21 protein-coding genes, 1 tRNA gene and 1 pseudogene are annotated in these 24,019 nt (G+C 57.2%); 19 read left to right on the top strand and 4 right to left on the bottom strand.

Going from position 1 to position 24,019, the window contains the following annotated elements; all coding sequences use genetic code 11:
* The first annotated feature begins 58 nt into the window (after positions 1-58).
* From H6F59_RS08115 to H6F59_RS08095, 5 genes are all read left to right on the top strand, one after another.
* Positions 59-1,438 (top strand): LLM class flavin-dependent oxidoreductase, encoded by a 1,380-nt coding sequence (locus H6F59_RS08115; protein WP_190697523.1) that lies wholly within the window; start codon positions 59-61, stop codon positions 1,436-1,438.
* On the top strand, positions 1,435-2,499 hold the full coding sequence (locus H6F59_RS08110; protein ID WP_190697520.1) for an aliphatic sulfonate ABC transporter substrate-binding protein: 1,065 nt from the start codon (positions 1,435-1,437) through the stop codon (positions 2,497-2,499). The genes H6F59_RS08115 and H6F59_RS08110 overlap by 4 nt, the downstream gene beginning before the upstream one ends.
* Positions 2,500-2,561: 62 nt before the next feature.
* Entirely contained in the window at positions 2,562-3,371 is an 810-nt protein-coding gene (gene ssuC, locus H6F59_RS08105) for an aliphatic sulfonate ABC transporter permease SsuC (protein WP_190697517.1), read from the top strand.
* A gap of 178 nt (positions 3,372-3,549) precedes the next feature.
* On the top strand, positions 3,550-4,305 hold the full coding sequence (locus tag H6F59_RS08100; RefSeq protein WP_190697514.1) for an ABC transporter ATP-binding protein: 756 nt from the start codon (positions 3,550-3,552) through the stop codon (positions 4,303-4,305).
* A gap of 83 nt (positions 4,306-4,388) precedes the next feature.
* Positions 4,389-4,526 (top strand): hypothetical protein, encoded by a 138-nt coding sequence (locus tag H6F59_RS08095; RefSeq protein WP_190697511.1) that lies wholly within the window; start codon positions 4,389-4,391, stop codon positions 4,524-4,526.
* Positions 4,527-4,705: 179 nt separating this feature from the next.
* Here H6F59_RS08095 and H6F59_RS08090 read toward each other — a convergent pair whose 3' ends face one another.
* The gene (locus H6F59_RS08090) at positions 4,706-5,335 is read right to left on the bottom strand and encodes an RraA family protein (protein WP_190697508.1); all 630 of its coding nucleotides are present in this window, start codon (positions 5,333-5,335) and stop codon (positions 4,706-4,708) included.
* 726 nt (positions 5,336-6,061) lie between these two features.
* Here H6F59_RS08090 and H6F59_RS08085 point away from each other — a divergent pair.
* The 4 genes from H6F59_RS08085 (at position 6,062) to H6F59_RS08070 (ending at position 8,190) form a co-directional block, all read left to right on the top strand.
* Complete coding sequence (locus H6F59_RS08085; RefSeq protein ID WP_190697505.1) at positions 6,062-6,910, top strand: aldo/keto reductase; 849 nt, start codon at positions 6,062-6,064, stop codon at positions 6,908-6,910.
* A 373-nt stretch (positions 6,911-7,283) separates the two neighbouring features.
* On the top strand, positions 7,284-7,574 hold the full coding sequence (locus H6F59_RS08080; protein WP_190697502.1) for a hypothetical protein: 291 nt from the start codon (positions 7,284-7,286) through the stop codon (positions 7,572-7,574).
* A 74-nt stretch (positions 7,575-7,648) separates the two neighbouring features.
* The gene (locus H6F59_RS08075; RefSeq protein WP_199325702.1) at positions 7,649-7,969 is read left to right on the top strand and encodes a DUF4258 domain-containing protein; all 321 of its coding nucleotides are present in this window, start codon (positions 7,649-7,651) and stop codon (positions 7,967-7,969) included.
* Entirely contained in the window at positions 7,966-8,190 is a 225-nt protein-coding gene (locus H6F59_RS08070) for a type II toxin-antitoxin system MqsA family antitoxin (protein WP_190697499.1), read from the top strand. The genes H6F59_RS08075 and H6F59_RS08070 overlap by 4 nt, the downstream gene beginning before the upstream one ends.
* Before the next feature lie 117 nt (positions 8,191-8,307).
* Here H6F59_RS08070 and H6F59_RS08065 read toward each other — a convergent pair.
* Positions 8,308-8,381 (bottom strand) — tRNA-Pro (locus tag H6F59_RS08065).
* A 362-nt stretch (positions 8,382-8,743) separates the two neighbouring features.
* On the opposite strand from H6F59_RS08065, the gene H6F59_RS08060 reads away from it, so the two are divergent.
* Both H6F59_RS08060 and H6F59_RS08055 read left to right on the top strand, forming a co-directional pair.
* On the top strand, positions 8,744-10,207 hold the full coding sequence (locus H6F59_RS08060; protein WP_190697496.1) for a phosphoglucomutase/phosphomannomutase family protein: 1,464 nt from the start codon (positions 8,744-8,746) through the stop codon (positions 10,205-10,207).
* Between the two features lie 191 nt (positions 10,208-10,398).
* On the top strand, positions 10,399-11,403 hold the full coding sequence (locus tag H6F59_RS08055) for a protochlorophyllide reductase (protein WP_199325701.1): 1,005 nt from the start codon (positions 10,399-10,401) through the stop codon (positions 11,401-11,403).
* A 315-nt stretch (positions 11,404-11,718) separates the two neighbouring features.
* Here the strand turns inward: H6F59_RS08055 and fusA are convergent, their stop codons facing one another.
* Positions 11,719-13,812 (bottom strand): elongation factor G, encoded by a 2,094-nt coding sequence (gene fusA / locus H6F59_RS08050; protein ID WP_190697489.1) that lies wholly within the window; start codon positions 13,810-13,812, stop codon positions 11,719-11,721.
* Between the two features lie 506 nt (positions 13,813-14,318).
* Here fusA and H6F59_RS08045 point away from each other — a divergent pair.
* The 5 genes and pseudogenes from H6F59_RS08045 to H6F59_RS08025 all read left to right on the top strand — a co-directional run bounded on the left by H6F59_RS08045 (position 14,319) and on the right by H6F59_RS08025 (position 17,245).
* Positions 14,319-14,624, top strand: coding sequence for a hypothetical protein (locus H6F59_RS08045; protein WP_190697487.1), 306 nt, complete (start codon positions 14,319-14,321; stop codon positions 14,622-14,624).
* 271 nt (positions 14,625-14,895) lie between these two features.
* Positions 14,896-15,123 (top strand): hypothetical protein, encoded by a 228-nt coding sequence (locus H6F59_RS08040; protein ID WP_190522502.1) that lies wholly within the window; start codon positions 14,896-14,898, stop codon positions 15,121-15,123.
* A gap of 20 nt (positions 15,124-15,143) precedes the next feature.
* Positions 15,144-15,605 carry a hypothetical protein gene (locus tag H6F59_RS08035; RefSeq protein ID WP_190697484.1) on the top strand — a complete coding sequence of 154 codons (462 nt, stop codon included), beginning with the start codon at positions 15,144-15,146 and terminating at the stop codon, positions 15,603-15,605.
* 479 nt (positions 15,606-16,084) lie between these two features.
* Positions 16,085-16,429: pseudogene (locus H6F59_RS08030) on the top strand (DUF2267 domain-containing protein); the annotation flags it as partial.
* A gap of 180 nt (positions 16,430-16,609) precedes the next feature.
* Positions 16,610-17,245, top strand: coding sequence for a DUF4142 domain-containing protein (locus tag H6F59_RS08025; protein ID WP_190697481.1), 636 nt, complete (start codon positions 16,610-16,612; stop codon positions 17,243-17,245).
* 88 nt (positions 17,246-17,333) lie between these two features.
* Here H6F59_RS08025 and H6F59_RS08020 read toward each other — a convergent pair whose 3' ends face one another.
* Positions 17,334-17,807, bottom strand: coding sequence for a hypothetical protein (locus tag H6F59_RS08020; RefSeq protein WP_190697478.1), 474 nt, complete (start codon positions 17,805-17,807; stop codon positions 17,334-17,336).
* Between the two features lie 412 nt (positions 17,808-18,219).
* On the opposite strand from H6F59_RS08020, the gene H6F59_RS08015 reads away from it, so the two are divergent.
* The 3 genes from H6F59_RS08015 to ggt all read left to right on the top strand — a co-directional run bounded on the left by H6F59_RS08015 (position 18,220) and on the right by ggt (position 23,844).
* Positions 18,220-21,111, top strand: a complete 2,892-nt coding sequence (locus tag H6F59_RS08015) for a response regulator (protein WP_190697476.1) — start codon at positions 18,220-18,222, stop codon at positions 21,109-21,111.
* A complete protein-coding gene (locus tag H6F59_RS08010; RefSeq protein ID WP_190522490.1) occupies positions 21,095-22,111 on the top strand; it encodes a PleD family two-component system response regulator in 1,017 nt (338 codons plus the stop codon). Before H6F59_RS08015 ends, H6F59_RS08010 begins: the two co-directional genes overlap by 17 nt.
* Before the next feature lie 140 nt (positions 22,112-22,251).
* A complete protein-coding gene (gene ggt / locus H6F59_RS08005; protein WP_190697473.1) occupies positions 22,252-23,844 on the top strand; it encodes a gamma-glutamyltransferase in 1,593 nt (530 codons plus the stop codon).
* Positions 23,845-24,019: the final 175 nt, after the last annotated feature.

The raw sequence follows: 24,019 nt of genomic DNA, 5'->3' as shown, positions 1-24,019 counted from the left end.
CAGATTTCGCCAGACCTTAGGTTTATAAGACTCAGCAGGATTTAGCAGGCCAAAGCCCATGCGCCAACTCCATCTAGCGGCATTTATGATTGCGGGGCCTGTGGCCCACAGCCACGCGCTATGGCGGCACCCTCGGTCGCGCTTCGACTTTTTGCGGCCCGAGGCGTATCAGCAAATCGCCCAGGTGTTGGAGCGGGGCAAGTTTGATCTGCTGTTTTTTGCCGATCGGCTGGCGGTATCTGAGAGCTACGGCCACAGCTTTGATGTGGGGGTGCGCTACGGCGATCAAGATGCTGTGCGGCTAGATCCCCTACCGCTGCTGGCAGCGATCGCCCCTACTACCCAGAACCTGGGACTGGGGGCCACCGTCTCCACCACCTATGCTCACCCCTACAGCGTGGCCCGCAGCTTTGCCACCCTCGACCACCTCACCTATGGCCGCGTCGCCTGGAATATCGTCACCTCAGTGAACGATGGCGAGGCCCAAAACTTTGGCGTCAAAACCCACCTAGAGCACGACCAGCGCTACGATCGCGCCGATGAGTTTCTAGAGGTGGCCTGCCAACTGTGGGAAAGCTGGCAGACCGATGCCCTGGTGCTTGACCGGGAGCGGGGCATCTTCGCCGACCCCGACAAGGTGAGCTACATCCACCACCAGGGCGACTGGTTTCAGTCGCGGGGGCCGCTGAATGTGCCGCCTGGCCCCCAGGGAAAGCCGGTGCTAATCCAGGCGGGAGCGTCGGGTCGGGGGCGCGAGTTTGCCGCCCGCTGGGCCGAGGTGGTGTTTGCCATTCAGCCCACCCTGGCCCAGGCGCAGCAGTTCTACAGCGATCTCAAGGGGCGCGTGCAGGCCCAGGGGCGATCGCCCGAGCAGTGCAAAATCTTGCTGGGGGCGATGCCCTTTGTGGGCGAAACCGAGGCGATCGCCCGTCAAAAGCAAGCTGAACACAACAACCTGGTCAACCCCCTGGTAGGTCTCTCGACCCTCTCTAACCATCTCAACTACGACTTTTCCCAGCATCCCCTCGACCAGCCCTTAAAAGAGTTAGATATCCAGGGCATGCGCGGCATTTGGGATTTGGTACAGCACCTCAGCGCCGAAGGCACCACCCTGGCCGAGATTGGCCAGCGCTACGGGGCCAGCGTACTCATCCCCCAAATCGTAGGCACCCCCACCCAGATCGCCGATCAGCTCGAAGCCTTCTTCCAAGCCGATGCCTGCGACGGGTTTATGATCTCCCCCGCCTACTTGCCCGGTGCCTTCATCGACTTTGTAGAAACGGTCGTGCCCGAGCTGCAGCGGCGGGGGCTATTTCGCCAGAGCTACAGCGGCAATACCCTGCGCGATCACCTGGCATTGCCCAGGGCACCGGGTGCGGAGTTGTCTGCTCCAAAATTATTTGCTCCAGAGTTTTATACCCCAGGAGTTTCCGTATGACCCGCTATCACCGACCGACCGTTTGGCTACAACAGTCGACCTTCAAAACCCTGGCCGCTGTCGTCGTAGCAGGACTGGCGATCGGGGGATGTGCGGCCTCGACCGACAACGCCACCCAGCCCTCAGCCTCCACTGCCGAATCTGCCGCCGCCCCGACCAACGCTGCCCCTGAGACCATTCGCATTGGCTACGTGCGCTGGGGGCTGTTACCCATCATTCGCCAACGGGGCGTGCTAGAGGCAGAACTCGCCAAGCAAAACATTCAGGTGGAATGGGTGGGGCCATTTCCCGCCTTTGCCCCGGTGTTAGAAGCCTTCAATGCCAACTCTGTAGACATCAGCGCCGGAGGCGATATCCCCGGCATTTCAGGATTGGTAGGGGGTACCCCCGTCTGTGTGCTGGCCTACCAGGCTCCCATTCCTGAAGCTGAAGCCATCCTGGTCGCTGCCGACTCGCCCATTCAGTCGCTCCAGGACCTTGTGGGCAAAAAAGTTGCGGTTAATCGCGGTGGCTGGGGCGAGCACCTTTTGCTGCGAGTTCTAACCGATGCCAACGTTCCTGTGGAACAGGTTGAGCGGGTTTACCTTGGCCCCACCGATGCCCTACCCGCCGTCACCCAGGGCCATGTCGATGCCTGGTCAGTGTGGGAGCCCAATGTGGCGATCGCCGAAGTAGAGCATGAGCTGCGCTCCATCGCCTCCGGCGAAGCCGCCTCCCACTACGGCCTCTACGTGGTACACCAAAACACCCTAGCCCAAAAGCCTGCGGTAGTTGAGGCCACGTTTGCCGAAATTGTCAAAGAGGCCGACTGGGCCGCCAACAACCCCGAAGAAGCTGCCAAGGCCTTTGGCGCATCGACAGACCTCGCACTTCCCGTCGTCAATCAGCTCGGCACTCGCAAGCAGGTTGAAACGATCCATCCCCTTACTGACCAAGTGCTAACCGACCTACAGGACCGTGCCGACTGGATGTACTCCCAAAAAGCCATCCCTAAAGAACTAGAGGTCAGTGAAGTTCTCTGCCCCGCCACAGCAGGGTTAGAAACCTATACCCAACGCTAGTGGGTATAAACACCGCATTTTCCGGCCCCGGTTGTTACTCATACTCTGACAACGCTTGAACCATGCAAACCATCCACCGTAGAGATACACCTTCTGATCTGCTCGCCCGGGTTCCCTGGGATAACATCATTCCCTGGGTGGTGCCCATCGCCCTAATTCTGCTGTGGCAAGTCTTGGCCCAGATCGGGTTGATCAACAGCCGCATTTTGCCCGCCCCGACCGAGGTGGTGCAGGCGGCCATTCGCCTCACCCTCAGCGGCGAACTGTTTAAGCATGTGACCATTAGCGCCTGGCGGGCCGTGGTGGGGTTCTTGATCGGCGGCAGCATTGGCCTCTTTTTTGGCGTTTTGAACGGCGTCTCTCGCCCCGCCGAGTTGCTTGCTGATAGCTCCATTCAAATGATTCGCAACATCCCCCACCTGGCGATGATTCCCCTGGTGATTTTGTGGTTTGGCATCGGCGACGAAGCCCGCATTTTTTTGGTGGCCCTGGGGGTACTGTTTCCCATCTACGTCAATACCTTCTACGGCATTCGCGCCATCGACCCCGGGCTGATTGAAATGGGCCGCGTCTATGGCCTCAGCCGCCGCCAGCTATTCTCGCAAATTATTTTGCCCGGTGCCCTGCCCAGCATGCTGGTGGGCCTGCGCTACGCCCTCGGCAACATGTGGCTCACCCTGATTGTGGCCGAGACGATTGCCGCCAGCTCCGGCATTGGCTATATGGCCATGAACGCCCGCGAATTTATGCAGACCGATGTGGTGGTAGTCGCCATTTTGCTCTACGCCCTGCTAGGCAAACTCGCCGACTCCTCCGTGCGCTGGCTAGAGAAGATCACCATCGCCTGGCACCCCAGTCAGAACTTGAAGTAGAGGGGTGGGAGAGTGGATGGGTAGGAGGGTGGATGGGTGGATGAACTGATTTATCGCCCAAGTGCACTCCCCTACTCCTGCACTCCCCTACTCCCCCACTCCCTACCCATCCACTCATCCACCCATCCACTCCCTACCCGCCTACCCGCTACCCCCTACCCTCCCACTCCCCACTCCCATGACCTACACCCAAACCCCCTCAACCCACTCCCAAACCACCTACGGCAGCCACATTTGGATCAACAACTTGACCAAAGCCTTTGGCGACCTGACGGTGCTCGATCGCTTTTCCCTGGAAATTTCGCCGGGGGAATTTGTGGCCATTGTCGGCAAGAGCGGCTGCGGCAAGAGCACGCTGCTGCGGTTGCTGGCTGGGTTAGAAGACCCTTCCCACGGCGAGATCAAGCTCGATGGCCAGCGGTTGGCCGGGCTGAACGCCAAGGCGCGGGTCATGTTTCAAGACGCGCGTCTGCTGCCCTGGCGCAATGTTTTAGAGAACGTTTCTCTGGGTCTGAGTTCGCAGGCGCGCCCTCGCAGCCACTGGGCCTTGCAGCAGGTGGGCCTCGACAACCGCGCCAAAGACTGGACGACGGTGCTGTCGGGGGGGCAAAAGCAGCGGGTGGCCCTGGCGCGGGCCTTGGTGACGCAGCCCCATCTCTTGCTGCTGGACGAACCCCTGGGTGCCCTCGATGCCCTCACCCGCATAGACATGCAGCGGCTGATTGAAACCCTGTGGCAAGAGCAAAGGTTTACCGCCCTGCTGGTGACCCACGATGTCGAAGAGGCAGTGGTGCTGGCCGATCGCGTCGTGGTGATTCAAAACGGTCGCATTGAGCTAGATGTGGCGGTCAATTTGCCTCGCCCCCGCGACCTGGCTAACCCAGAGTTGATTCGGCTCAAGCAAGAGATTCTCCACCGGATTCTGAAGAAGTAGGGCTGATTGCACCCCAGGTTTGGGGCAAGACCGAGAGCATTCCGTTTCTCCGCTGTACTGTTTACCCATCGGTGTTTATAGCCATGAACGATGCCAGGCTGCTTCAGGATTCACCGCGATCGCACAACGACGCCCGTAACCTCTTGTGGGTCACTCTGCCCAGTGTGCTGGGGCTAGTCGGTCTGCTGGGGCTAACTCTGTTTCAAGCCGCTTCTCTGTAGGAGGGGCGGCAAGCCGGGTGAGGGGCTAACCAACGCGACTACGGCTGTTGGTCACTTAACTTCGACGCGGTTGACCAGGGTAAAATCTGGGGCCGCTTGGGCGACTTTGAAAACATCAACTTTCATGGGGTTAGGTCAGCCATTGCGGGATTTGCATGGGTGGTGCTTGAGGAAAGGGTTTACCCCCCTGGCTCAAAACCCAGGTCCTGCAACATCCGCTCGACTTTGGCGCGGTGGTTGGTTTCCCAATCCGCTAGCGACTGGGCGGCATCCTGGTCGGTGCGCTGCTGAGCCATCTGCCAAACCGCCGCCTGCTGAGCCGCTGGAATCACAACAATACCCTCTTCGTCGGCCACGACAATATCTCCGGGGTTGACCCACACTCCCCCACAGACGATCGCCTGGTTCAGCGTGCCCAACTGCTGCTTTTTCCCCGGCACTGGCATTACCCCTCGCGCAAATACCGGAAACTGAGCCTCGCGCACCTCAGCCAAGTCGCGAATCACGCCATCGACCACAAAGCCTGCAATGCCTCGATTTTGGGCGATCGCACAAACATTACCTCCCGCCATGGCGTAGTCAGCGTCACCCGCCTGCACCACTATCACCGCACCAGGGGCGGCCCGGTAAATGGCGGCGTGCAGCATCAGGTTATCGCCCGGTGGGCAGCTAACGGTGTAGGCGGGGCCAGCCAGCCGGGGAATGCGGGGCCACAGTTCTCGAATGCCCCTATCCATACAGTGCTCACGCCCCAAGGCATCGGCGTAGGCGGTGGGGGAGAGGGCCGCAAAGTTTAATGGATCGTTCACCGGGGAGTTGCCAAAACATTGCTCAAATACTACCGGTAACCGTTGCGCCTAGCATTAGTCAGTACTGGTTTTAGAATTTAAGGCACCTACTCCCTAATGCTGATTTGGTGAACCTTAGCTAACGAGCAGAATAGGTGAATTAGAAAGTTAGTTTTCTTTAGTAAAAGCTTGTAAATTTACTTCGTAGATTTCAACCCTTACGCGCTTTTTTATCAGCTGGCAATCACAGAACTGGTGCGGGATCTTTCTGGTTGATGCCTAGGTTAGGCAAAGGTCCAAGATAAGCCCATCAAGATAGGCCCATTGAGAGAGGTGGTGCTTGGTACATCCGTTGAACATGTTTGAAAACCCAGCGCACTGGCTCTCACTTTTCTAATAGTTACTTGCGCATGGCAGAGTCAACGTGGTGTTAAGACCAAAGTACTCATAGGAAGCAACTATTGTGAGCCAAGGCATCAAAGTCGAAAAGACAGTAACGATATCAAGACAGTGCTCAGGCCCGGTCAAGCGGCTGCCAAAATTGGGGCTCTCGGAATTTGATGGGATTGCTTGTGGTTGAGTCGGATAGCCGTCTCGGCTGTCCTCCAAGTCCAGGATGGCCAAGATGGCTATCCCACGAGATATACAAGGGTTTTGGCCGAACCGCCGGTCATAAACTTACCTAGGATTGGGCCATGATCGAACGGTTTAGCCAAGCGGGATAGCAATATTGAGAGCATCCAGATCATGAAACTTGTGAGTTTACCCTCAGGACAATCGGTACCTGCATTGGGACAGGGAACCTGGAAAATGGGCGAAAACCATGCCCAGCGCCAGGCAGAGGTGGCAGCGCTGCGCCTTGGCCTCGATTTAGGGATGACGCTGATTGACACTGCAGAGATGTACGGCGAGGGGGGTGCGGAAAAGGTGGTGGGCGAAGCCATTGCCGGACGGCGCGATGAAGTCTTTTTGGTCAGCAAAGTCTATCCGCACAATGCCACTCGCCAGGGGGTGGTAGAGGCCTGCGATCGCAGCCTAAAGCGGCTTCAGACCGACTCCCTCGACCTCTATCTGCTGCACTGGCGGGGGGCAGTACCGCTGACAGAGACGCTGGCGGGGCTTCAATCCCTCAAGCAGGCCGGCAAGATTCAGAGCTACGGGGTCAGCAACTTCGATCGCAACGACATGGAAGAGGCGATCGCGTTGCCCGGCGGCGATGAGATCGTCACCAATCAAGTGCTGTACAACTTAATGAACCGTGGCATCGAGTGGGATCTGCTGCCCTGGAGCCGCGATCGCAATATCCCAACCATGGCCTATTCCCCCGTTGGGCATTCCCCGGCTGAGCAAAAGGGCCTGTTTCAAAATTCTCAGCTCAAGGCGATTGCCGACCGTCATAGGGCTACGCCGACCCAGGTGGCTCTGGCATGGCTGCTCCATCAGGAGGGCATGATCGCCATTCCAAAAGCCACCAATCCAGACCACATTCAAGAAAATCGTGCGGCTCTAGAGCTGACGCTTACCACCTCAGATCTGACAGAGCTCGATCGCATCTTCCCACCGCCCCGTCGAAAAACGTCACTGGCCATGCGATGACCTTATATAGACGAGCGCTGTCGCTAATCAACCCCCACAATAGCCCTGGCTCAAGATTTCAAGGAAGCCGGGGGGCAGGCCCAACGATGGCATCTAAGGTTTCTAGAAGACGGTAACAATTCTTACTTGCGTCTGGTGCGCGATTGGATTAAATTACTCTGCTAAAGCTGTGTGCGTGCAGTCTGAACGTCCCAGAAATTTGGTCTAACGCCACTGGAAGGTGCTGCGAACACCAACCAGCGGCTAACCCCGTCGACAGGTACTGCTGTCTCGGAGGCTAAGGTGATTTTACCTGGCCGTCCTTAACTGCACATGTCTGGGGCGGCCAAGTTTTTGGGATTCCTACCCATCGTTAGTAAGGAATCCCTGAATTATGTTGTGTTTGCCATATTTGGTGTCGTCTGCCCAGAACCGGCAGGCGACCAATCCGCTGCTGCTGGCGAATCCTGAAGTGCAGCCGGGGCGCGAGCGATTGCGCCATCTGGTGATTGGCTCACCGGAAGGGGTGCGCGCCACCATCAACCAGCTGCATGTGCTGAACTACGCCGACCAAATGACCTGGAGCCAGTTGATTGCAATACCGCGGTCGGGAATTTTGATTACGCCGGCCCAAGGCGAGGTGTTTAGTCTGCTGAGACGCGATGGTCAAAGACCGACTCTTTAGAACCATCGCTAAGTGAGTTAACGTAAATCTAGATTCTTGGGTTCCAATAGAACCCAAGAATCTTTTCGACAATCGTGAAGCTAGTTCTATCTAAGAGCCAAATCGGGGTGGATTACCAGAAAGTCGTTTTTTCAGGTCATGCTGTTAAGCAAATGTTTCAGCGCAAAATTAGCCGAGACGAGGTGAAAGCAGTTCTAGACTATGGGGAAGTGATTGCTGAATATCCTGAAGACCGCCCTTATCCTAGTTATCTAATGCTGAACATGGTCAGCCAGCGTCCGATTCATGCTGTGGTGGCGAAGGATGCAGAGACGCAAACAATATATGTTGTAACTGTCTATGAGCCAGATGTAGAGCTATGGCAAGCTGACTTCAAAACTCGGAAAAAAGTATGAACTGTGTAATTTGCAAACAAGGTACGACTCAAACTGGCCTGGTTACGGTCACTCTGGAACGAGAAGGTGCAATTGTCGTGTTTAAACGGGTGCCTGCGGAGGTCTGTGATAACTGCGGCGAATACTACCTCGGCGATGAGGTAACTGGGAAGTTATTGGAACGAGCAGAAGCGGCGATCGCTAATGGTGCCGAGGTTGAGATTCGTAGCTATGCCGCTTGAGAGGCTAATTGTTGTCTAGTAACAATCTAGTTAAAACGACACTAACTCCGGAACGATGACAAATAGTTCCGGAACGTACAAGTGTTAGCAACGACAGCTAAACCGTTACTTGACAAATCGGGATGGCGGGATTCGAACCCACGGCCCCTTCGTCCCGAACGAAGTGCGCTACCAAGCTGCGCTACATCCCGTTTTTACTCAACTAGGGTAACACGACAGCCCCCCACCGTTGGCAAATTTTAGGTCAGCAACGACGATTCGCAAGCCCTGTAGCCTGAGGCCCCCCACAAACACCAACCAACCCAGCCCAAGCAGCCCCTCCAGAGCGGCCATCATTTCCCTCAAGCAGCCGCGCTACCCCACAACGCACCTAGCATTTGCGCCAAAGCCGCGATCCCATCAGGAGAATTCGCCAATCTTTTCAGACTTTTCGGCAAAACCAGCCGGTTGGGTAAATTGTCCGTAGTGCCGCTGCCACGACCGTGTCACCGCCGAATTAAGCGGGTAAACTCAAGAAAATCCGCTCTTTATCCCCCGACATTTGGAATCTGCTATGGCAGCACCCTCAGGCCCCATTCCAGCTACCCCGAAGCCCATCAAATTTGGCACCGATGGCTGGCGCGGCATTATCGCCGCCGACTTCACCTTTGAGCGCGTAGCTCAGGTAGCGGCGGTGTCTGCCCACGTGCTGCACCAGTGCTTTGGGGTCGAAACTGGCAGCCGCACCATCGCCGTCGGCTTCGATCGCCGCTTTCTCGCCGCCGAATTTGCCCGCACCGCCGCCGAGGCGATCGCCGCCCAGGGCTTCGACGTGCTGCTCTCCCAAGACTTCGCTCCCACCCCCGCCTTTAGCTACGCCGCCAAACATCAAAATCTGCTCGGGGCGATCGTCATTACCGCCAGCCACAACCCCCCCACCTACTCCGGGCTCAAAATTAAAGGAGCCTTTGGCGGCTCCGTTTCCCCTGAGGTGACTAAACAGGTCGAGGCGCTGCTGCCCAATCCCCCCGCTCCCCTCGGCAAACCTGGCCAGATCGAAACCTTCGACCCCTGGCCCGACTACTGCACCGCCCTTCAGGCCGAGGTCGATGTCGCCGCCATTCAGACCGCCATCTCCAGCGGCAAGCTGACGGTGTTTGCTGATGTTATGTATGGCTCCGCCAGCGGCGGGCTGCCCCGACTGTTGGGCGAAGGCAGCATCCACGAGTTGCACAGCGAGGCCGACCCGCTGTTTGGCGGCAACCCACCCGAGCCCCTGCCCAAATACCTGGGCGAAATGCTGGAGACCGTCAAAGAGTATCCCGCCAAAGAAAGCGTAAAAGTGGGCCTGGTATTTGATGGAGATAGCGATCGCATCGCCGCCGTCGATGGCCAAGGCAACTTCCTCAGCTCTCAAATTCTGATCCCCATTCTGATCGACCACCTCAAGTCGCGGCGGGGCTACAGTGGCGAAATCGTCAAAACCATCAGCGGCTCCAACCTCATCCCAGCCGTGGCCAAGCTCAACGGCCTAGAGCTATACCAAACCCCCGTCGGCTACAAATACATCGCCGATCGCATGCAGGATGCCAAAGTGCTGCTGGGCGGCGAAGAATCTGGCGGCATCGGCTACGGCCACCACATCCCCGAGCGCGACGCCCTGATGTCGGCCCTCTATGTATTAGAAGCCGTAGTCGCCTCCGCCCTCGACCTCAGCGACTACTACCGCAGCCTGCAAGAGAAAACTAACTACTTCTCCGAATACGATCGCATCGACCTGCCCCTAGCCAGCATGGCAGTGCAGGCCAAACTGCTCGACGCCCTCGCCACCGCTCCCCCCGCCGAAGTCGCAGGCAAAGCCGTCACCCACATCCTCGATATCGACGGCTACAAGCTCACCCTCGCCGACGACAGCTGGCTCCTAATTCGTTTCAGCGGCACCGAACCCGTGCTGCGCCTCTACAGCGAAGCTAAAACCCTCGATGAGGTGCACAAGCATCTGCACTGGGCGAAGGACTGGGCGAGTTCGTTTACCTAGGTTATAGGGAGTGATGGGGTGCTGAAGTGCTAATCCATCACTCCCTTACTCCCCTACTCCATCACTCCCCTAACCCCCTCTCCCTTACTCCGTGTAACAACACCTCAAAAAACGTTAAGACAGTGCTGCAATGCGTGTGCAATCCTTAAGACTGGAATGCTAGAAGCGATTTTTCAGTCTTAAAGATGGTTATGGAACAGCAGAAAACAGTCATTGTGACCGGGGCTTCCTCTGGGGTAGGGCTTAACGCCGCCAAGGCCCTGGCCGATCGCGGCTGGCATGTGGTGATGGCCTGCCGCAATATCGATAAAACGAAGCAGATGGCCCAAGAGCTTGGCATACCGAGCGATCGCTACAGCATCATCCACCTCGACCTCGGCTCCCTAGCCAGCGTGCGCCAGTTTGTCAGCGACTTTCGGGCCACGGGCCGCAGTCTAGAGTCGCTGGTATGCAACGCCGCCGTCTACTACCCGCTGCTCAAAGAGCCGATGTACAGCGAAGACGGCTACGAAATTAGCGTCGCCACTAACCACCTGGGCCACTTCCTGCTGTGCAACCTGCTGCTGGATGACATTAAAGCCTCCCCCGCCGCCGACAAGCGCCTGATCATCCTCGGCACTGTCACCGCCAACCCCAAAGAGCTGGGCGGCAAGATTCCCATTCCCGCACCCCCCGATCTCGGCAATCTAGAGGGATTTGAGGCCGGGTTCAAAGCCCCAATCTCGATGATCAACAATAAGAAATTCAAGTCGGGCAAAGCCTACAAAGACAGCAAGCTGTGCAACGTGCTCACCATGCGCGAACTGCACCGCCGCTACCATGACGAAACCGGCATCACCTTTAGCTCACTCTATCCCGGCTGCGTGGCCGACACGCCCCTATTCCGCAACCACTTCAAGGCGTTCCAGACCATCTTCCCTTGGTTCCAGAAGAACATTACCGGTGGCTACGTCACCCAAAAACTGGCAGGTGAGCGGGTAGCTGACGTGGTCACCGACCCTGAGCTCAAGGAATCCGGCATGTACTGGAGCTGGGGCAACCGCCAAAAGCCCGGTCGCCGCTCCTTCGCCCAGGAGGTGTCGAACGAGGCCCTAGACGACGCCAAAGCCCGCAAGCTGTGGGATCTCAGCGCTCGCCTGGTGGGGCTAGATGACGAAACCGCGCGGAGCGTCCCTGCCGCCGCTGGTTCGGTTTAAGAGGGCAAACGCTTAGGTGCAAACGCCGTTTGCACCTACCTAAATACCCCGGCGTTGCTGAATGTAGACATGAATTGCCCACCCTAAGTGAAAGAGCAAGCTCTACGTCCCCCAACCATTCCCCCAAAGGAGAAGGGAGCCGAAAATCCTGTTCCCTCGCCCTTTGGGAGAGGGCTAGGGAGAGGGCGGATCGGGCAGGGTCATCCCAGGATTCAGCAACACCAATACCCAAACACAAAACGCCCCGGCCAAACTCTGGCCGGGGCGTTTTACTATCCGAAGAGGTAGGGGCACAGCATGCTGTGCCCCTACTGCCTACTTAGCGGCAGCTGCCTGGCGCTCCTTGGCTTCCTTGATCACTTCCTCGGCCACATTGCTGGGGCAGGGGGCGTAGTGAGAGAACTCCATGGAGAACTGGCCCCGACCCGAGGTCATGGTGCGCAGGTCGCCAATGTAGCCAAACATCTCGCTCAGGGGCACATCGGCCTTCACCCGCACGCCGGTAGCGGCGGGATCTTGAGACTTGATCATGCCGCGACGGCGGTTGAGGTCACCAATGACGTCGCCCATGTAGTCGTCGGGGGTAAACACGTCGACCTTCATGATCGGCTCCAGCAGCTGGGGACCAGCCTTGGGTAGCGACTGGCGGTAGGCAGCTTTGGCGGCAATTTCGAAGGCGATCGCCGACGAGTCAACCGCGTGGAAGCCGCCATCGGTGAGGGTGACCTTGAGGTCAACCACGGGGTAACCGGCCAGAGGGCCACGGTCAACGCTGGTGGCAAAGCCCTTTTGCACCGCGGGCCAAAATTCCCGAGGTACGTTACCACCGGTCACTGCCGACTCAAACTGGAAGCCAGTGCTGGTTTCGCCCGGCTCGATGACGTAGTCGATCTTGGCGTACTGACCCGAACCACCCGACTGCTTCTTGTGGGTGTAGCTGTCGGCCAAGCGCTTGGTGATCGCCTCGCGGTAAGCCACCTGGGGCTTGCCCACTTCCACTTCGACGCCGTGGGTGCGCTTGAGAATGTCGACTTTGATGTCGAGGTGCAGTTCGCCCATGCCCTTGAGGATGACTTCGCCGCTCTCTTCATCGGTTTCCACCTGGAAGGAGGGGTCTTCGGCCACCATCTTGCTGATCGCCATGCCCATTTTCTCGTTGTCGCCCTTTTTCTTGGGATACACCGCGATGGAGATCACCGGGTCAGGGAAGACCATGGGTTCCAGGGTAGCGGGATCTTTGGGGTCGCAGAGAGTGTGGCCGGTCTGCACGTTCTTCATGCCGATTAGCGCCACGATGTCACCGGCCTGGGCCGATTCCACTTCTTCGCGATCGTTAGCGTGCATTTCGACCAGGCGGCTGATGCGCTCGGTTTTGCCGGTGGCAGTGTCGAGAATGGTGTCGCCCTTCTTCAGGTGACCCGAGTAGATGCGGGTGAAGGTGAGCGCACCAAAGCGGTCGTCCATAATTTTGAACGCCAGTGCCCGCAGGGGCTTCTCGGCATCGGCGTGAGCCAGCTTGCCGGTGGGGTTACCCTCTAGGTCGACTTCGGGCTGGGCAGGCACTTCGAGGGGGTTGGGCAGATAGTCAACTACCGCATCTAGCACCAGCTGCACCCCTTTGTTTTTAAAAGAGGAGCCACAGTAGGTGGGGAAGAAGGCCAGCTCGCGGGTGCCCTTGCGAATGCAGGACTTGATCTCGTCAATGGAGATCTCTTCACCCTCAAGGTACTTATTGAGAATGTCGTCGTCCTGCTCAACGGCTAGCTCGATCAGTGCCTCGCGGTATTCTTCGACCTGATCTTTCATGTCCTCGGGGACTTCTTGGATGGTGTAGTTCTCAGGCTTGCCCGACTCATCCCACACCCAGGCCTTGCGGGTGAGCAGGTCAACCACGCCTACAAACTCGGTTTCGGTGCCGATGGGCAGCACCATCACCAGGGGCTTGGCCGCCAGAATGCCGTCAACTTGCTTGATTACTCGGAAGAAGTCAGCACCGGTGCGATCGAGCTTGTTGACGTAGATGACCCGAGCCACCTTGGAATCGTTGGCGTAGCGCCAGTTGGTTTCAGACTGAGGTTCTACACCGCCAGAGCCGCAGAAGACACCAATGCCGCCATCAAGCACTTTGAGGGAGCGATACACCTCAATGGTGAAGTCAACGTGGCCCGGAGTGTCGATGATGTTGAGCTGGTGCTCCTTCCAGAAGCAGGTGGTGGCCGCCGACTGAATCGTGATCCCCCGTTCTTGCTCTTGCTCCATGAAGTCGGTGGTGGCGGCACCATCGTGAACCTCACCGATTTTGTGGATGCGGCCGGTGAGAGCGAGGATGCGCTCGGTGGTGGTGGTCTTGCCCGCGTCTACGTGGGCGAAGATACCAATATTGCGATAACGGGTGATGTCTTTAGCCATAACTGCTTCTCCGGATTCTGGGCGATGGACCGCTGGTGACCATCTTCATGGGTTACTCAGACGGGGTCTGGGTTGTCGATTTGGTAGCCTTGACAACAGAAAACTCTATCACGAGACCATGACGGGGAGTCTGAGCTGGGGCCGAGGCAACAACACCTAATATGAACTATTGTAAAACCCCCTGACACATCCGTGAAAGGGGGGAGATCGATTACTGAGTTCTTTTCCCAGGATAGCCGCCATTGGGGCTGGAATGAGTGGGGAAAACCCATCATTTGCCGACAGCGATCGCCCCTAGGCTACTTGTTCCGAGTCGGGTCCTGTTTTTGCGATGCCGTAGGCTTTATGCTCCACAAATCGCACCGGTTTATTCCAAGTAGTGTCCCAGAGCTAACACCGTTTGACCCACTGCAGTTTTGCCCCAAAATAGCCGGAGTCAGCGGCAAAGTTAGAGCCGATTCTTCCTACAATGATGGCCGAGCGTTTTAGAGCAAGGAAGATAGGCTATGGGCAGCGTCGTTGGGACAGACAGCCATACCGCTAGCGGTTATGTAGGAGCTGCCATTGTGGGCAGCAGCATCACCCTATCGCTAAAGGATTTCACCACCACTGCCGAAGGGGAAGCGTTAGAGGCGTTTTTGACCATCAACGGCAATATGGCCAAACGCCCCATTGCTCTGGGGGCGCTGCCGCAGACCAGCGGAGCCTTCGATCTATCGGTTCCTGAGGGGACCGACATTAGCCTATTCAATACGTTGGTAATTCGTCCGGTGGGGTCTGAGAGTGCTGTTGCCACAGCATCGGTGCCATAAGCCTGAACCTTGGGGCAGCGTTGGCTTTCGGCTAGATATTGCTCATCGCGCAAGGTATTCCCGCCCAAGCAATGCCCCAGTTAAAGGGGACTCTGTCTGGGTGTTGCAAGAACACTCTCGGGACAGATTGCGGGCGATTGAGAAGGCTAAACAATCGTATCAGGGGCGATCGCTCGTCCATCAATAACTTGGAAAATTAGTACAGGGGTGATGGTCGCTAGCGATCGCGCTCCATCTCCGCAGCGCATACTTTCTGAAGAGAACAGCTTTTATGGATAAGTCAGACGACCAGGCCCGTGAACGACTGGCTCAACAGCGTCAGCACGTCGACCACAACCACGACAACTTGCTCAGCCGCACCGATGGCGAACTCCACGAATCACCCGCTGCATCGGTGGAGGAAAAAGCTCGTCAGGCCATGGCCAAGCAACGCCACCACCAAGACCACACCGCAGACACCCTGCTAGAGCGCAGCGAAGAAGAGGTGCACGAGCCCTAATTAGCAACGGAGGCAAAGTGATGCTCGCACCAAAGGAACAACCATCGTTTGCCGTCAAAATTGTTGCCCTGTGGACGGTGTTTTTGCTGGGCACACTTTTTCACACTCAGCTAGCACTCATGCCGTTGTTCCATGGCCTGAGCGTGCTAGCACCCCACGGCCACGTGGCTACCGACATTGGCGAAATTTCTGCTATTTTATGGCTGATGCTGGCCTTCTTTGTGGTGCCGCTGATAGCTATCACCAGCACCTGCCTGATTGATTCACGATGGTATCGGATAGGCCACTTTTGGGTAACAGTAATTTATTCGGTGCTGAACCTAGCTCACTTAGTGGTTGACTTGACTATTCCTCCTGTAGCTTGGTACCAGGTAGCCCTAATGGCATTTCTGTTTTTGATTGGGTTATTGCTTAACCTAGTTGCCTATCAGTGGATTAAAGAATCCCACGGTCATGGCCATCGATTGCAGTCGGCTCACTAATATATCTGAGCAGCATTTAATATGCGATCGCCGAGGGGAAAATCTAGCGCCAGAGCGACTAGGGCAATGCCCAATTTGACAACGTATTTGAACCAAAAGTTCTCCCCGTGTGTGAGGTGAATAGCTGCCATTGATGAGCCAAAACCTGCCAACCACACAACTTTTTCGCTGGCCTTCTACCTTGCGATAGACCCCTTTTGACTGAGCAAACCTTTAATATGCCAAGGGTTGTTCTATAGTTATAGCGTCAATTCACTACCTTCGAAGTGGTGAGGGCGTCATTGCGTCGCTAATAATTTTGGCTAATTTTCGGCTGCCTGGAAATGCTTTGCCGCATTACTGATCCATAGCAGTTTCTACGGATTAGCTCTGAGGCGTTCAAACAAAAACTCATGGAGATTCTTATGGAAACATACCAGGACTTTTTAGAGAAAGTTAGAACAAAAGGCAACCTGAAGGATTTATAGGAAGCACGCAACGCTACGGAAGTGGTGTATCGGACCATGCGAGATGTGATGAGCAATGAAGCGATCGATCGCGTTGCCGATGAGCTAGACGACAATGCTCCCGACAAAGTAGAAGATCTTTGGGAAGATACCAATCCCCTGGTGAGTTTTCTCAGCCATATTCGTCCCAATTTGCATATTAGCCCCGACAATTTTTTAGTGCGCCTACGGCAGGAAGGCAACCTGCCAGGAGCCGATGCAGAAACAATTATCATTGCCGTCTTTTCTGCCACTAAGGACGAGTTGTCCCAGGAGCGGGTTCAGGAAGTGGCTGAATTTCTGCCCGGCAAAATTTCTGAGATGTGGCAGGCGGCCTAATTTCTGCGATCGCGGTTTCCGTTTCTTTTCTGCTTAGTCATCTCTGGGTTTAGATCAACTCTTTAGGCGGCGTTAATTGACCCTGTGACAGACGGCTCTGTTGAAGTGGGCTTCTACGCTGAAGCAATGGTTAGTAATTAACCACAGAGCAGACTAAGCAGGAACAGGAGATCTAAGACCATGACTCGATTAAATTACAACTTGACCCAGCGTTTGATGGGCGCTGCTGGTGCTGCCGCGATCGCATCTCTGGTAGCGCTACCGAGTTTTGCTGAAACCACGCGCGTCGGCCAAGCGGGTACCTCTACTCCAGCCGAGCAGACCTCTCAAGGCGCTCAAAGGGCAGCTGTCACAACGGTGGATCAGGAGTTTTTCAAGCTCGCTTACCAAGGCAACAATGCTGAGATTGACACCTCCCGCCTGGCGCTAGAGAAATCCCAAGATCAAGCGATTCGTCAGTATGCTCAGCGCATGATTGATGAGCACACTCGCGCTAATGAAGTTCTTACTCAACAGGCCTCTGAGCAAGGCTTTGAGCTGCCCAGCGAGCGCGTTGATCCGCTTGATCAGGCGATCGCAGCACAGCTGACCCAGCTTTCTGGTGCTGAGTTTGATCAAGCTTATGTTGGCGTACAGGCAAATGCTCATCTAAAGGCGATCGCGCTGTACCGCACTGAAGTGGCACAAGGTGAGTCGCCGAGCTTGATTGCTTACGCGTCACAGCTGTTGCCCAGCATTGAAGAGCACTACGAAATGGCCAACGCTATGCTGCCTGACTACACTACAAACAATTCTCAGCCACCGGCAGACATGTAGCCGTTAAAAAGTAGGGGTTGCTCTAGGGACTGATGACTCACTCCCTAGAGCAATCATAAACAGAATTTATCTTTAACCTACCGTCACTTTAGAAGGTGGGGTCGTGGTCAAAATCAAGGCAGTCGCCTTCTCGCCAGGTACGACCACTTTCTTCACAACTGGTGCGGTCTGCCTTAAAGGGAACACCCGCTGGGGCCGCTTTAGGGTTTAAGACTGCGGGTAAATCGGCGTTGGTAATCTGCAACATGGCCAACAGCGCGAAAATGCCTAGGCCAATAGTGCTGGCTATCACCAGCAAATTTATCGGTGTCCACAAAGGGTGCTGAATGGTCTCCTGACGACGGCGAGATTCCGATCGCCCTTCAGTACCGGCCAGCAGCACTAGGTAAACCCGCGTTATGCCCAGCGGCAGCGATAGACGAATATTGACTGGATGGCAGCGCGGCGTTAGCGCTGCTTGCAGCGCCTGAACCTGAGCAGGGCTAAAGGTCACAGCCATTTCGGGAGCCATGCGAGCCAGCACATTGTCGCTGCTAGCGGGGGCAGAATTGCTGAGTTTCATCACCAGTCCTTAGGAAAAAACACTCCAGACGCACCTGGGTATCTAACGGCTGACTTAACCGCAGCGATCGCAGTTCGATTGCTCCATCAGCAAATCCCTAAGTTTAAGATTCCCACTGGCCGAGATTAGGGGCGATCGCCCCATCCACCCCCGTTCTCACAGCCTCAGAGCAGTCAGGAATATCTTGGTAATGGTGCCGTACCAGCCTCAACCCTTAGGCCTGGGCGAATTCAGCTTCGGACTGACCGTAGACAACTGCCTAAGTCAGTATCTTTGCCGACCCCAATACCGCCGAAATTGTAAAACCCGATACATCTAACTGGGTACTCTGAAGGATATGTCGCTTCCCTCAAGTGGGGTGTGGTTGCGAGACCAGCCTCGCCCTGCGTCTTTGTCCTGAAGGGCCATGGCCATGCAACCCGCACTCCTACCCATCCACGAAGCCTGTCGTTTGCAGGCGCTGCACGACTACCACATTCTTGACACGCCTCCCGCCGAGGGGTTCGACAATCTGACTCGACTGGCGGCAATGGTGTGCGATGTGCCCATTGCCCTGGTTAGCCTCATCGACCAACATCGCCAGTGGTTCAAAGCCCGCGTGGGTTGCGTTGCTGTACCCGAAACCACCCGCGACGTGGCTTTTTGCGCCCACGCCATTTTGCAGCCGAAGTTGATGGAGGTGCCCAATGCCCTAGAAGACAAACGTTTCTTTGATAACCCTCTAGTCACTGGGGAGCTGAATCTGCGCTTCTACGCCGGTATGCCGCTGATCACCACCGATGGCTATGCCCTCGGCACTCTCTGCGTGGTTGACCATGTACCTCGCACCCTCACCGCCTTGCAGCGGCAGGCCCTAGAAATACTGGCTGCTCAGGTGGTGGCCCAGCTCGATCTGCACCACCAGATCGAACAGATGCAGCAGGCTGACCTAGAGCGTCAGCGACTGCGGGAAACCCTGCGCCTGCAAGAGCGGGCGATCGCCGCCAGCAGCAACGGCATCGTGATTACCGATGCCCGCCAGCCCGACAATCCAGTAATTTACGTTAACCCTGCCTTTGAGCGCATCACTAGCTACGCCGCCGCCGAGGCCCTGGGGCGCAACTGCCGCTTTTTGCAGGGGGGCAAGCATGATCAACCTGGCCTAGAAACCCTGCGTCAAGCCATGGCCAGCGGCCAAGGTTGCACCATAGAGGCAATCAACTACCGCAAGGACGGCCAGCAATACTGGAACCAGCTCAGTATTTCACCGATTTACGACCCTCAGGGCCAGCTGACTCACTTTGTGGGCATTCAGACCGATATTAGCGATCGCAAGCTTGCCGAAGCCCAGCTACACCAGCACCTGCAAGACCTCGACCAGGCCCGCTGCGCGGCCGAGGCGGCCAACCAGGCCAAAAGCGAGTTTCTAGCCATGATGAGCCACGAGATTCGCACGCCCATGAACGCCGTGATCGGCATGACCGGCCTGCTGCTTGACACCCCACTCACTGACCAGCAGCGCGACTTTGTCGAAACCACTCGCAACGCCAGCGATGCGCTGCTGACCATCATTAACGACATCCTCGACTTTTCAAAGATTGAGTCGGGCAAGCTCGATCTAGAAACCCAACCCTTTAACTTGCGTACCTGCCTAGAAGAAGCCATGGATTTGCTGGCCGCCAAGGCCTCTGGGAAAGGCTTAGAGCTAGCCTACCTGCTGCCTCCCCAGGTACCCCAACACCTAATGGGCGATGTCAGCCGTCTGCGTCAGGTGCTGGTCAACTTGGTCAACAACGCCATCAAGTTCACCTCCCACGGGGAAGTGATTGTCTCAGTCCAGGCTCAACCGCAGACTACCAGCGACCAAGTCACCCTGCAAGTGGCGGTCAAAGATACCGGCATTGGCATTCCGGCGGCTCGTCTGCACCGCCTGTTCCAACCCTTTAGCCAGGTGGATGCCTCTACCACTCGGCAGTTTGGCGGCACTGGCCTAGGCCTGGCCATTAGCAAGCGCCTGTGCGAACTGATGGGGGGCACGCTCTGGGTGGAGAGCATTGAGGGTCAGGGGTCAACTTTCTACTTCACCCTGCAAGCCACCCTTGACCCCCAACCGCCGCGGCTGGTCGGGTCGCCCCCTGCCCACAGTCTCCAGGGCCGTCGTCTGCTGGTGGTCGATGACAATGCTACCAACCGCAAAATTCTTCAGCTCCAGCTTCAGGGGTGGGGTATGGCTGTGGTGACTGTAGACTCGGGCTTAGCAGCCTTAAAGGCCCTGGAGACCCAGCGCTTTGACCTAGCCATTTTAGATATGCAGATGCCGGGCATGGACGGTCTGGCCCTGGCTGAGGCCCTGCACCAGCGGTCTATGGAGCGATCGCTGCCCCTGGTGATGCTGACCTCCCTGGGCTGGCACCACAGCATCGCCCAGCAGAGCTTGTTTGCCGCCTACCTGACCAAGCCCGTCAAGCAGAACCAGCTGATGACCGCTCTGGCCGCTGCCCTGGCCAAGCAGCCAGAGGCCGTGCGTGTGTCGCCGCGCCCCCGACTGGCTCTGATGGACGTCGACCTAGGACGGCGGTGTCCCCAGCGAATTTTGCTAGCCGAAGACAATGTGGTGAACCAAAAGGTGGCCCTGCAAATTTTGCGGCACCTGGGCTACCGGGCCGATGTAGCCGCCAACGGCTACGAGGTGCTGGACGCCCTCGGCCAACAGCCCTACGATTTGGTGCTGATGGATGTGCAAATGCCTGAGATGGACGGCCTCGCCGCCGCCCGACAGATCGTGCAGCGCTGGCCCACTCGCCGCCCCCGCCTAGTGGCTGTCACCGCAAATGCCATGCAGGGCGATCGCGAACAGTGTCTCCAGGCTGGCATGGATGACTACATCAGCAAACCCATTCGCCTGGAGGAGCTCATTCGGGTGCTAGAGGCTGGTGCCCCCGTCCCCGCCCTCGCGGTCGATTTAATGGCGCTACGCACCTTTGCCACCACCGTAGGCGGCGACCCTAGCTTTATGGCTGACCTGATTGTCAGCTACCTTGGGAGTGCCGACCAGCTCATGGCCGACATGCTCAATGCCCTGGCTCAGCACGACTGGCTCACCCTGCAACGGGCTGCCCACACCCTCAAGTCGAGCAGCGCCTCCGTGAGTGCCGACCACCTCGCGGTCCTCTGCCGAGATCTAGAGGCGACCCTACGTCAAGCCCCCAGTCCGATCGTCGCTAACCAGGTGGAAGTAATTCGCTACGCTCTAGCTGAGGTCAAAACGGCCCTACAGTCTGCCTTGGTTTCCCAGGAGGTCACCAACTATGCCAGTCAATTCTGATTCAGCGGTGATTTTGGTAGCCGACGATGACCCGTTTATCCGCCACATGCTGACCCGCTATCTGGAGCGCGAGGGCTACCAGGTGATCGAAGCTGCCCATGGAGAAGCGGCCCTAAACCTGTACTTTTATCACGTGCCCGATCTAGTGCTGCTGGACGCGCTGATGCCGGTGGTAGATGGCTTTGAGGTCTGCCGACGACTACAGGATTTAACCCAGGGCAACCTGGCACCGGTGCTGATGATTACTGGCCTAGAGGACGAAAAATCGGTAGATCAGGCGTTTGAAATTGGGGTGGTCGACTATGTCACCAAGCCGATTAACTGGGCAGTGCTGCGCCAGCGGGTGCGGCGGCTCATCTTGCAGCACCGCTTAGAGATTCAGCTGCGGGAGGCCAACTACCAGCTCCAGCAGCTGACGATGATCGACAGCCTCACCCAGGTAGCCAACCGCCGCCGCTTCGACGAATATCTCTTGCAGGAGTGGGGTCGGGGTGTGCGCGAACACCTGTCGCTGTCGCTGGTAATCTGCGACATTGACCATTTCAAAGACTACAACGACCACTATGGGCATCAGGCGGGCGATCGCTGTCTTCAAGAAGTGGCCAAAACCCTGAGCCAGTGCATTAGCCGCCCAGCCGACATTGTTACCCGCTACGGCGGTGAAGAATTTGCCATTATTTTGCCCAACACCACTTTGGAGGGGGCAACCGTCATCAGCCAGCGGCTAGTGACAGCAGTTCAGCAACGGGGATTGCCCCACAACACAGCCCCCAGCGCGATCGTCACAATTAGCTGCGGTGTTGCCAACGTGTTACCCATGGCTGATTATTTGCCCTCTGACTTGGTGTTTACCGCCGATCAGGCCCTCTACCAAGCCAAGGCCCAAGGCCGCAACCAGTATCAGGCCATCTACGTGATGCCCCCTAGCCCTGGGCAATCGGTTAACCCAGGCGCTGTTAGCACTACCCCTATCCTGCGAGCTCTTTGGCCCGAGGCTTGAGGGCTCGACCGACAAAAAAGTTGTTTAACGCAGTAGACACCACCAACAGCACGATGGGGCCGACGATAAAGGCCCAAAACCCGTGCACCGCAAAAATGCTAATCTTCTAGGCCCAACGCTGATGTAGTCCTGAGTTAGCTATGGCTCTAGTCTCTGCCCCATCTGCCACCCCCTCCGCGATGGTGGTCTGCCCCCACTACCTGGCCTCCACCGCTGGCCTCAACGTGCTCAGCCAGGGCGGCAACGCAGTCGATGCGGCGATCGCCACCCAAGCGGCCCTATCGGTGGTCTACCCCGCCATGACCGGGCTGGGCGGCGATGGCTTTTGGCTGGGCTACCAGGCTAGCTCAGGCCAGCTCTACGGTCTCAATGGCTCGGGCAGGGCGGGAGCGAGCTGCGATCGCGATCGCTTCACATCCTTAGGTCTAACTGCCATTCCTCAGCGCGGCCCCCAGGCAGTAATCACAGTGCCGGGGGGTGTCTCAGCCTGGGGCGAAATGCACCAGCGTTTTGGCCGTCTGCCCTGGGCTGACCTGCTTCAGCCCGCGATCGCCTTGGCCGAACAGGGTTACCCCTGCTCGAAATCCCAGGCTCGCTGGACGCGGGCCAACGCTGAGTTTCTGCGGGCCTACGGCGGCGAGAACAATCCCTTTTTGCCGGAGGGTGAGGTGCCTACCGCTGGGTCGCAAGTGACTAACCTACCGCTGGGAAAAACCCTACGCCGCTTGGCCGTCGCTGGCTCCCAAGATTTCTACCAGGGAGAGATCGCCGAGCAGATCGTAGGCTACCTGAGCGCTCTGGGCGGCTGGCTGACCCGCGATGACTTTGCCCACCACAGCGCCACCTGGGTAGAGCCGATCAGCACCACCTACCGGGGCCACCAAGTATGCCAGCTGCCCCCCAATACCCAGGGGTTTACGGTGCTGCAAATGCTCAATGTGCTGGAGGGGTTTAACCCGCACACCATCGGCCACGGCACCACCGACTACTACCACCTGCTGGTGGAGGCTACCAAGCTAGCCTTTGCCGATCGCGATCGCTGGTTGAGTGACCCCGACTTTACCGACATTCCGCTAGGAGAGCTGATCTCGAAACCCTATGGCGATCGCCGTCGCGCCCGGCTGAGCATGGCCGTGGCCCAAGGCTACCCGACTCCGGAGATCGGCGGCGACACTGTTTACCTCGCCGTAGTCGATGGCGAGGGCAATGCCGTATCGACGATTCAGAGCCTGTACTTCGACTTTGGGTCGGGGGTAGTGCCGCCTGAGCTGGGCTTTCCGCTACAAAATCGAGGCTCGCTGTTTTCCCTTGCCCCCAACCACCCCAACGCCCTAGAACCCGGTAAGCGTCCCTTTCACACCCTCATGCCCGGTCTGGTGCTCAACGACAGCAGGCCCTATTTAGTGCTGGGCACTATGGGCGGCGAGGGCCAGCCCCAGACCCAGCTGGCGCTGCTGACTAGAATGTTGGACTTTGGCTATGCTCCCCAAGCGGCAATCGATCTGCCCCGCTGGCTGTGGGGTCGTACCTGGGGCGAGGCCTCTACCCGACTGGCAATGGAAAATCGGATTCCTGCTGAAGTTCGCCAAGCCCTAGAGCAGCGAGGACATCAGATCACCGAGGCTCCTGCTTGGGCTGAGCAAATGGGCCACGCCCACGCCATTCAGTTGAACCCGGACGGGCTGCTGGGAGGCTGCGATCGTCGTAGCGAGGGAGCGATCGCCTGCCTGTAGAGCTTAGCCAAGACTAACCAATACGGGTTTATACCGCATCCTAATTTGGTTACAACCGCGTTGTAGGGGCATTGCAGTGTGTCATCCGACGTAAGGTTGTACCCCCAAGGCACGACATAAAGTTGTGCCCCTTCGGCGCCTTAGCGGTAGAACATAAGACGTTATAAAGCTGTCG

This window comes from Nodosilinea sp. FACHB-141 (genome assembly GCF_014696135.1).
Classification (GTDB): domain Bacteria; phylum Cyanobacteriota; class Cyanobacteriia; order Phormidesmidales; family Phormidesmidaceae; genus Nodosilinea.
Note: the sequence above shows the minus strand (reverse complement) of the source record. Positions and strands in the feature narration are given on the sequence as shown.

Coding starts and splice junctions, on each gene's coding strand:
- H6F59_RS08070 (WP_190697499.1), top strand. CDS start 7,966: ATGAACTGTGTAATTTGCAAACAAGGTACGACTCAAACTGGCCTGGTT.
- H6F59_RS08020 (WP_190697478.1), bottom strand. CDS start 17,807: ATGAAACTCAGCAATTCTGCCCCCGCTAGCAGCGACAATGTGCTGGCT.
- H6F59_RS08055 (WP_199325701.1), top strand. CDS start 10,399: ATGGAACAGCAGAAAACAGTCATTGTGACCGGGGCTTCCTCTGGGGTA.
- H6F59_RS08010 (WP_190522490.1), top strand. CDS start 21,095: ATGCCAGTCAATTCTGATTCAGCGGTGATTTTGGTAGCCGACGATGAC.
- ssuC (WP_190697517.1), top strand. CDS start 2,562: ATGCAAACCATCCACCGTAGAGATACACCTTCTGATCTGCTCGCCCGG.
- H6F59_RS08115 (WP_190697523.1), top strand. CDS start 59: ATGCGCCAACTCCATCTAGCGGCATTTATGATTGCGGGGCCTGTGGCC.
- ggt (WP_190697473.1), top strand. CDS start 22,252: ATGGCTCTAGTCTCTGCCCCATCTGCCACCCCCTCCGCGATGGTGGTC.
- H6F59_RS08060 (WP_190697496.1), top strand. CDS start 8,744: ATGGCAGCACCCTCAGGCCCCATTCCAGCTACCCCGAAGCCCATCAAA.
- H6F59_RS08085 (WP_190697505.1), top strand. CDS start 6,062: ATGAAACTTGTGAGTTTACCCTCAGGACAATCGGTACCTGCATTGGGA.
- H6F59_RS08080 (WP_190697502.1), top strand. CDS start 7,284: ATGTTGTGTTTGCCATATTTGGTGTCGTCTGCCCAGAACCGGCAGGCG.
- fusA (WP_190697489.1), bottom strand. CDS start 13,812: ATGGCTAAAGACATCACCCGTTATCGCAATATTGGTATCTTCGCCCAC.
- H6F59_RS08095 (WP_190697511.1), top strand. CDS start 4,389: ATGAACGATGCCAGGCTGCTTCAGGATTCACCGCGATCGCACAACGAC.
- H6F59_RS08015 (WP_190697476.1), top strand. CDS start 18,220: ATGCAACCCGCACTCCTACCCATCCACGAAGCCTGTCGTTTGCAGGCG.
- H6F59_RS08100 (WP_190697514.1), top strand. CDS start 3,550: ATGACCTACACCCAAACCCCCTCAACCCACTCCCAAACCACCTACGGC.
- H6F59_RS08040 (WP_190522502.1), top strand. CDS start 14,896: ATGGATAAGTCAGACGACCAGGCCCGTGAACGACTGGCTCAACAGCGT.
- H6F59_RS08035 (WP_190697484.1), top strand. CDS start 15,144: ATGCTCGCACCAAAGGAACAACCATCGTTTGCCGTCAAAATTGTTGCC.
- H6F59_RS08025 (WP_190697481.1), top strand. CDS start 16,610: ATGACTCGATTAAATTACAACTTGACCCAGCGTTTGATGGGCGCTGCT.
- H6F59_RS08045 (WP_190697487.1), top strand. CDS start 14,319: ATGGGCAGCGTCGTTGGGACAGACAGCCATACCGCTAGCGGTTATGTA.
- H6F59_RS08110 (WP_190697520.1), top strand. CDS start 1,435: ATGACCCGCTATCACCGACCGACCGTTTGGCTACAACAGTCGACCTTC.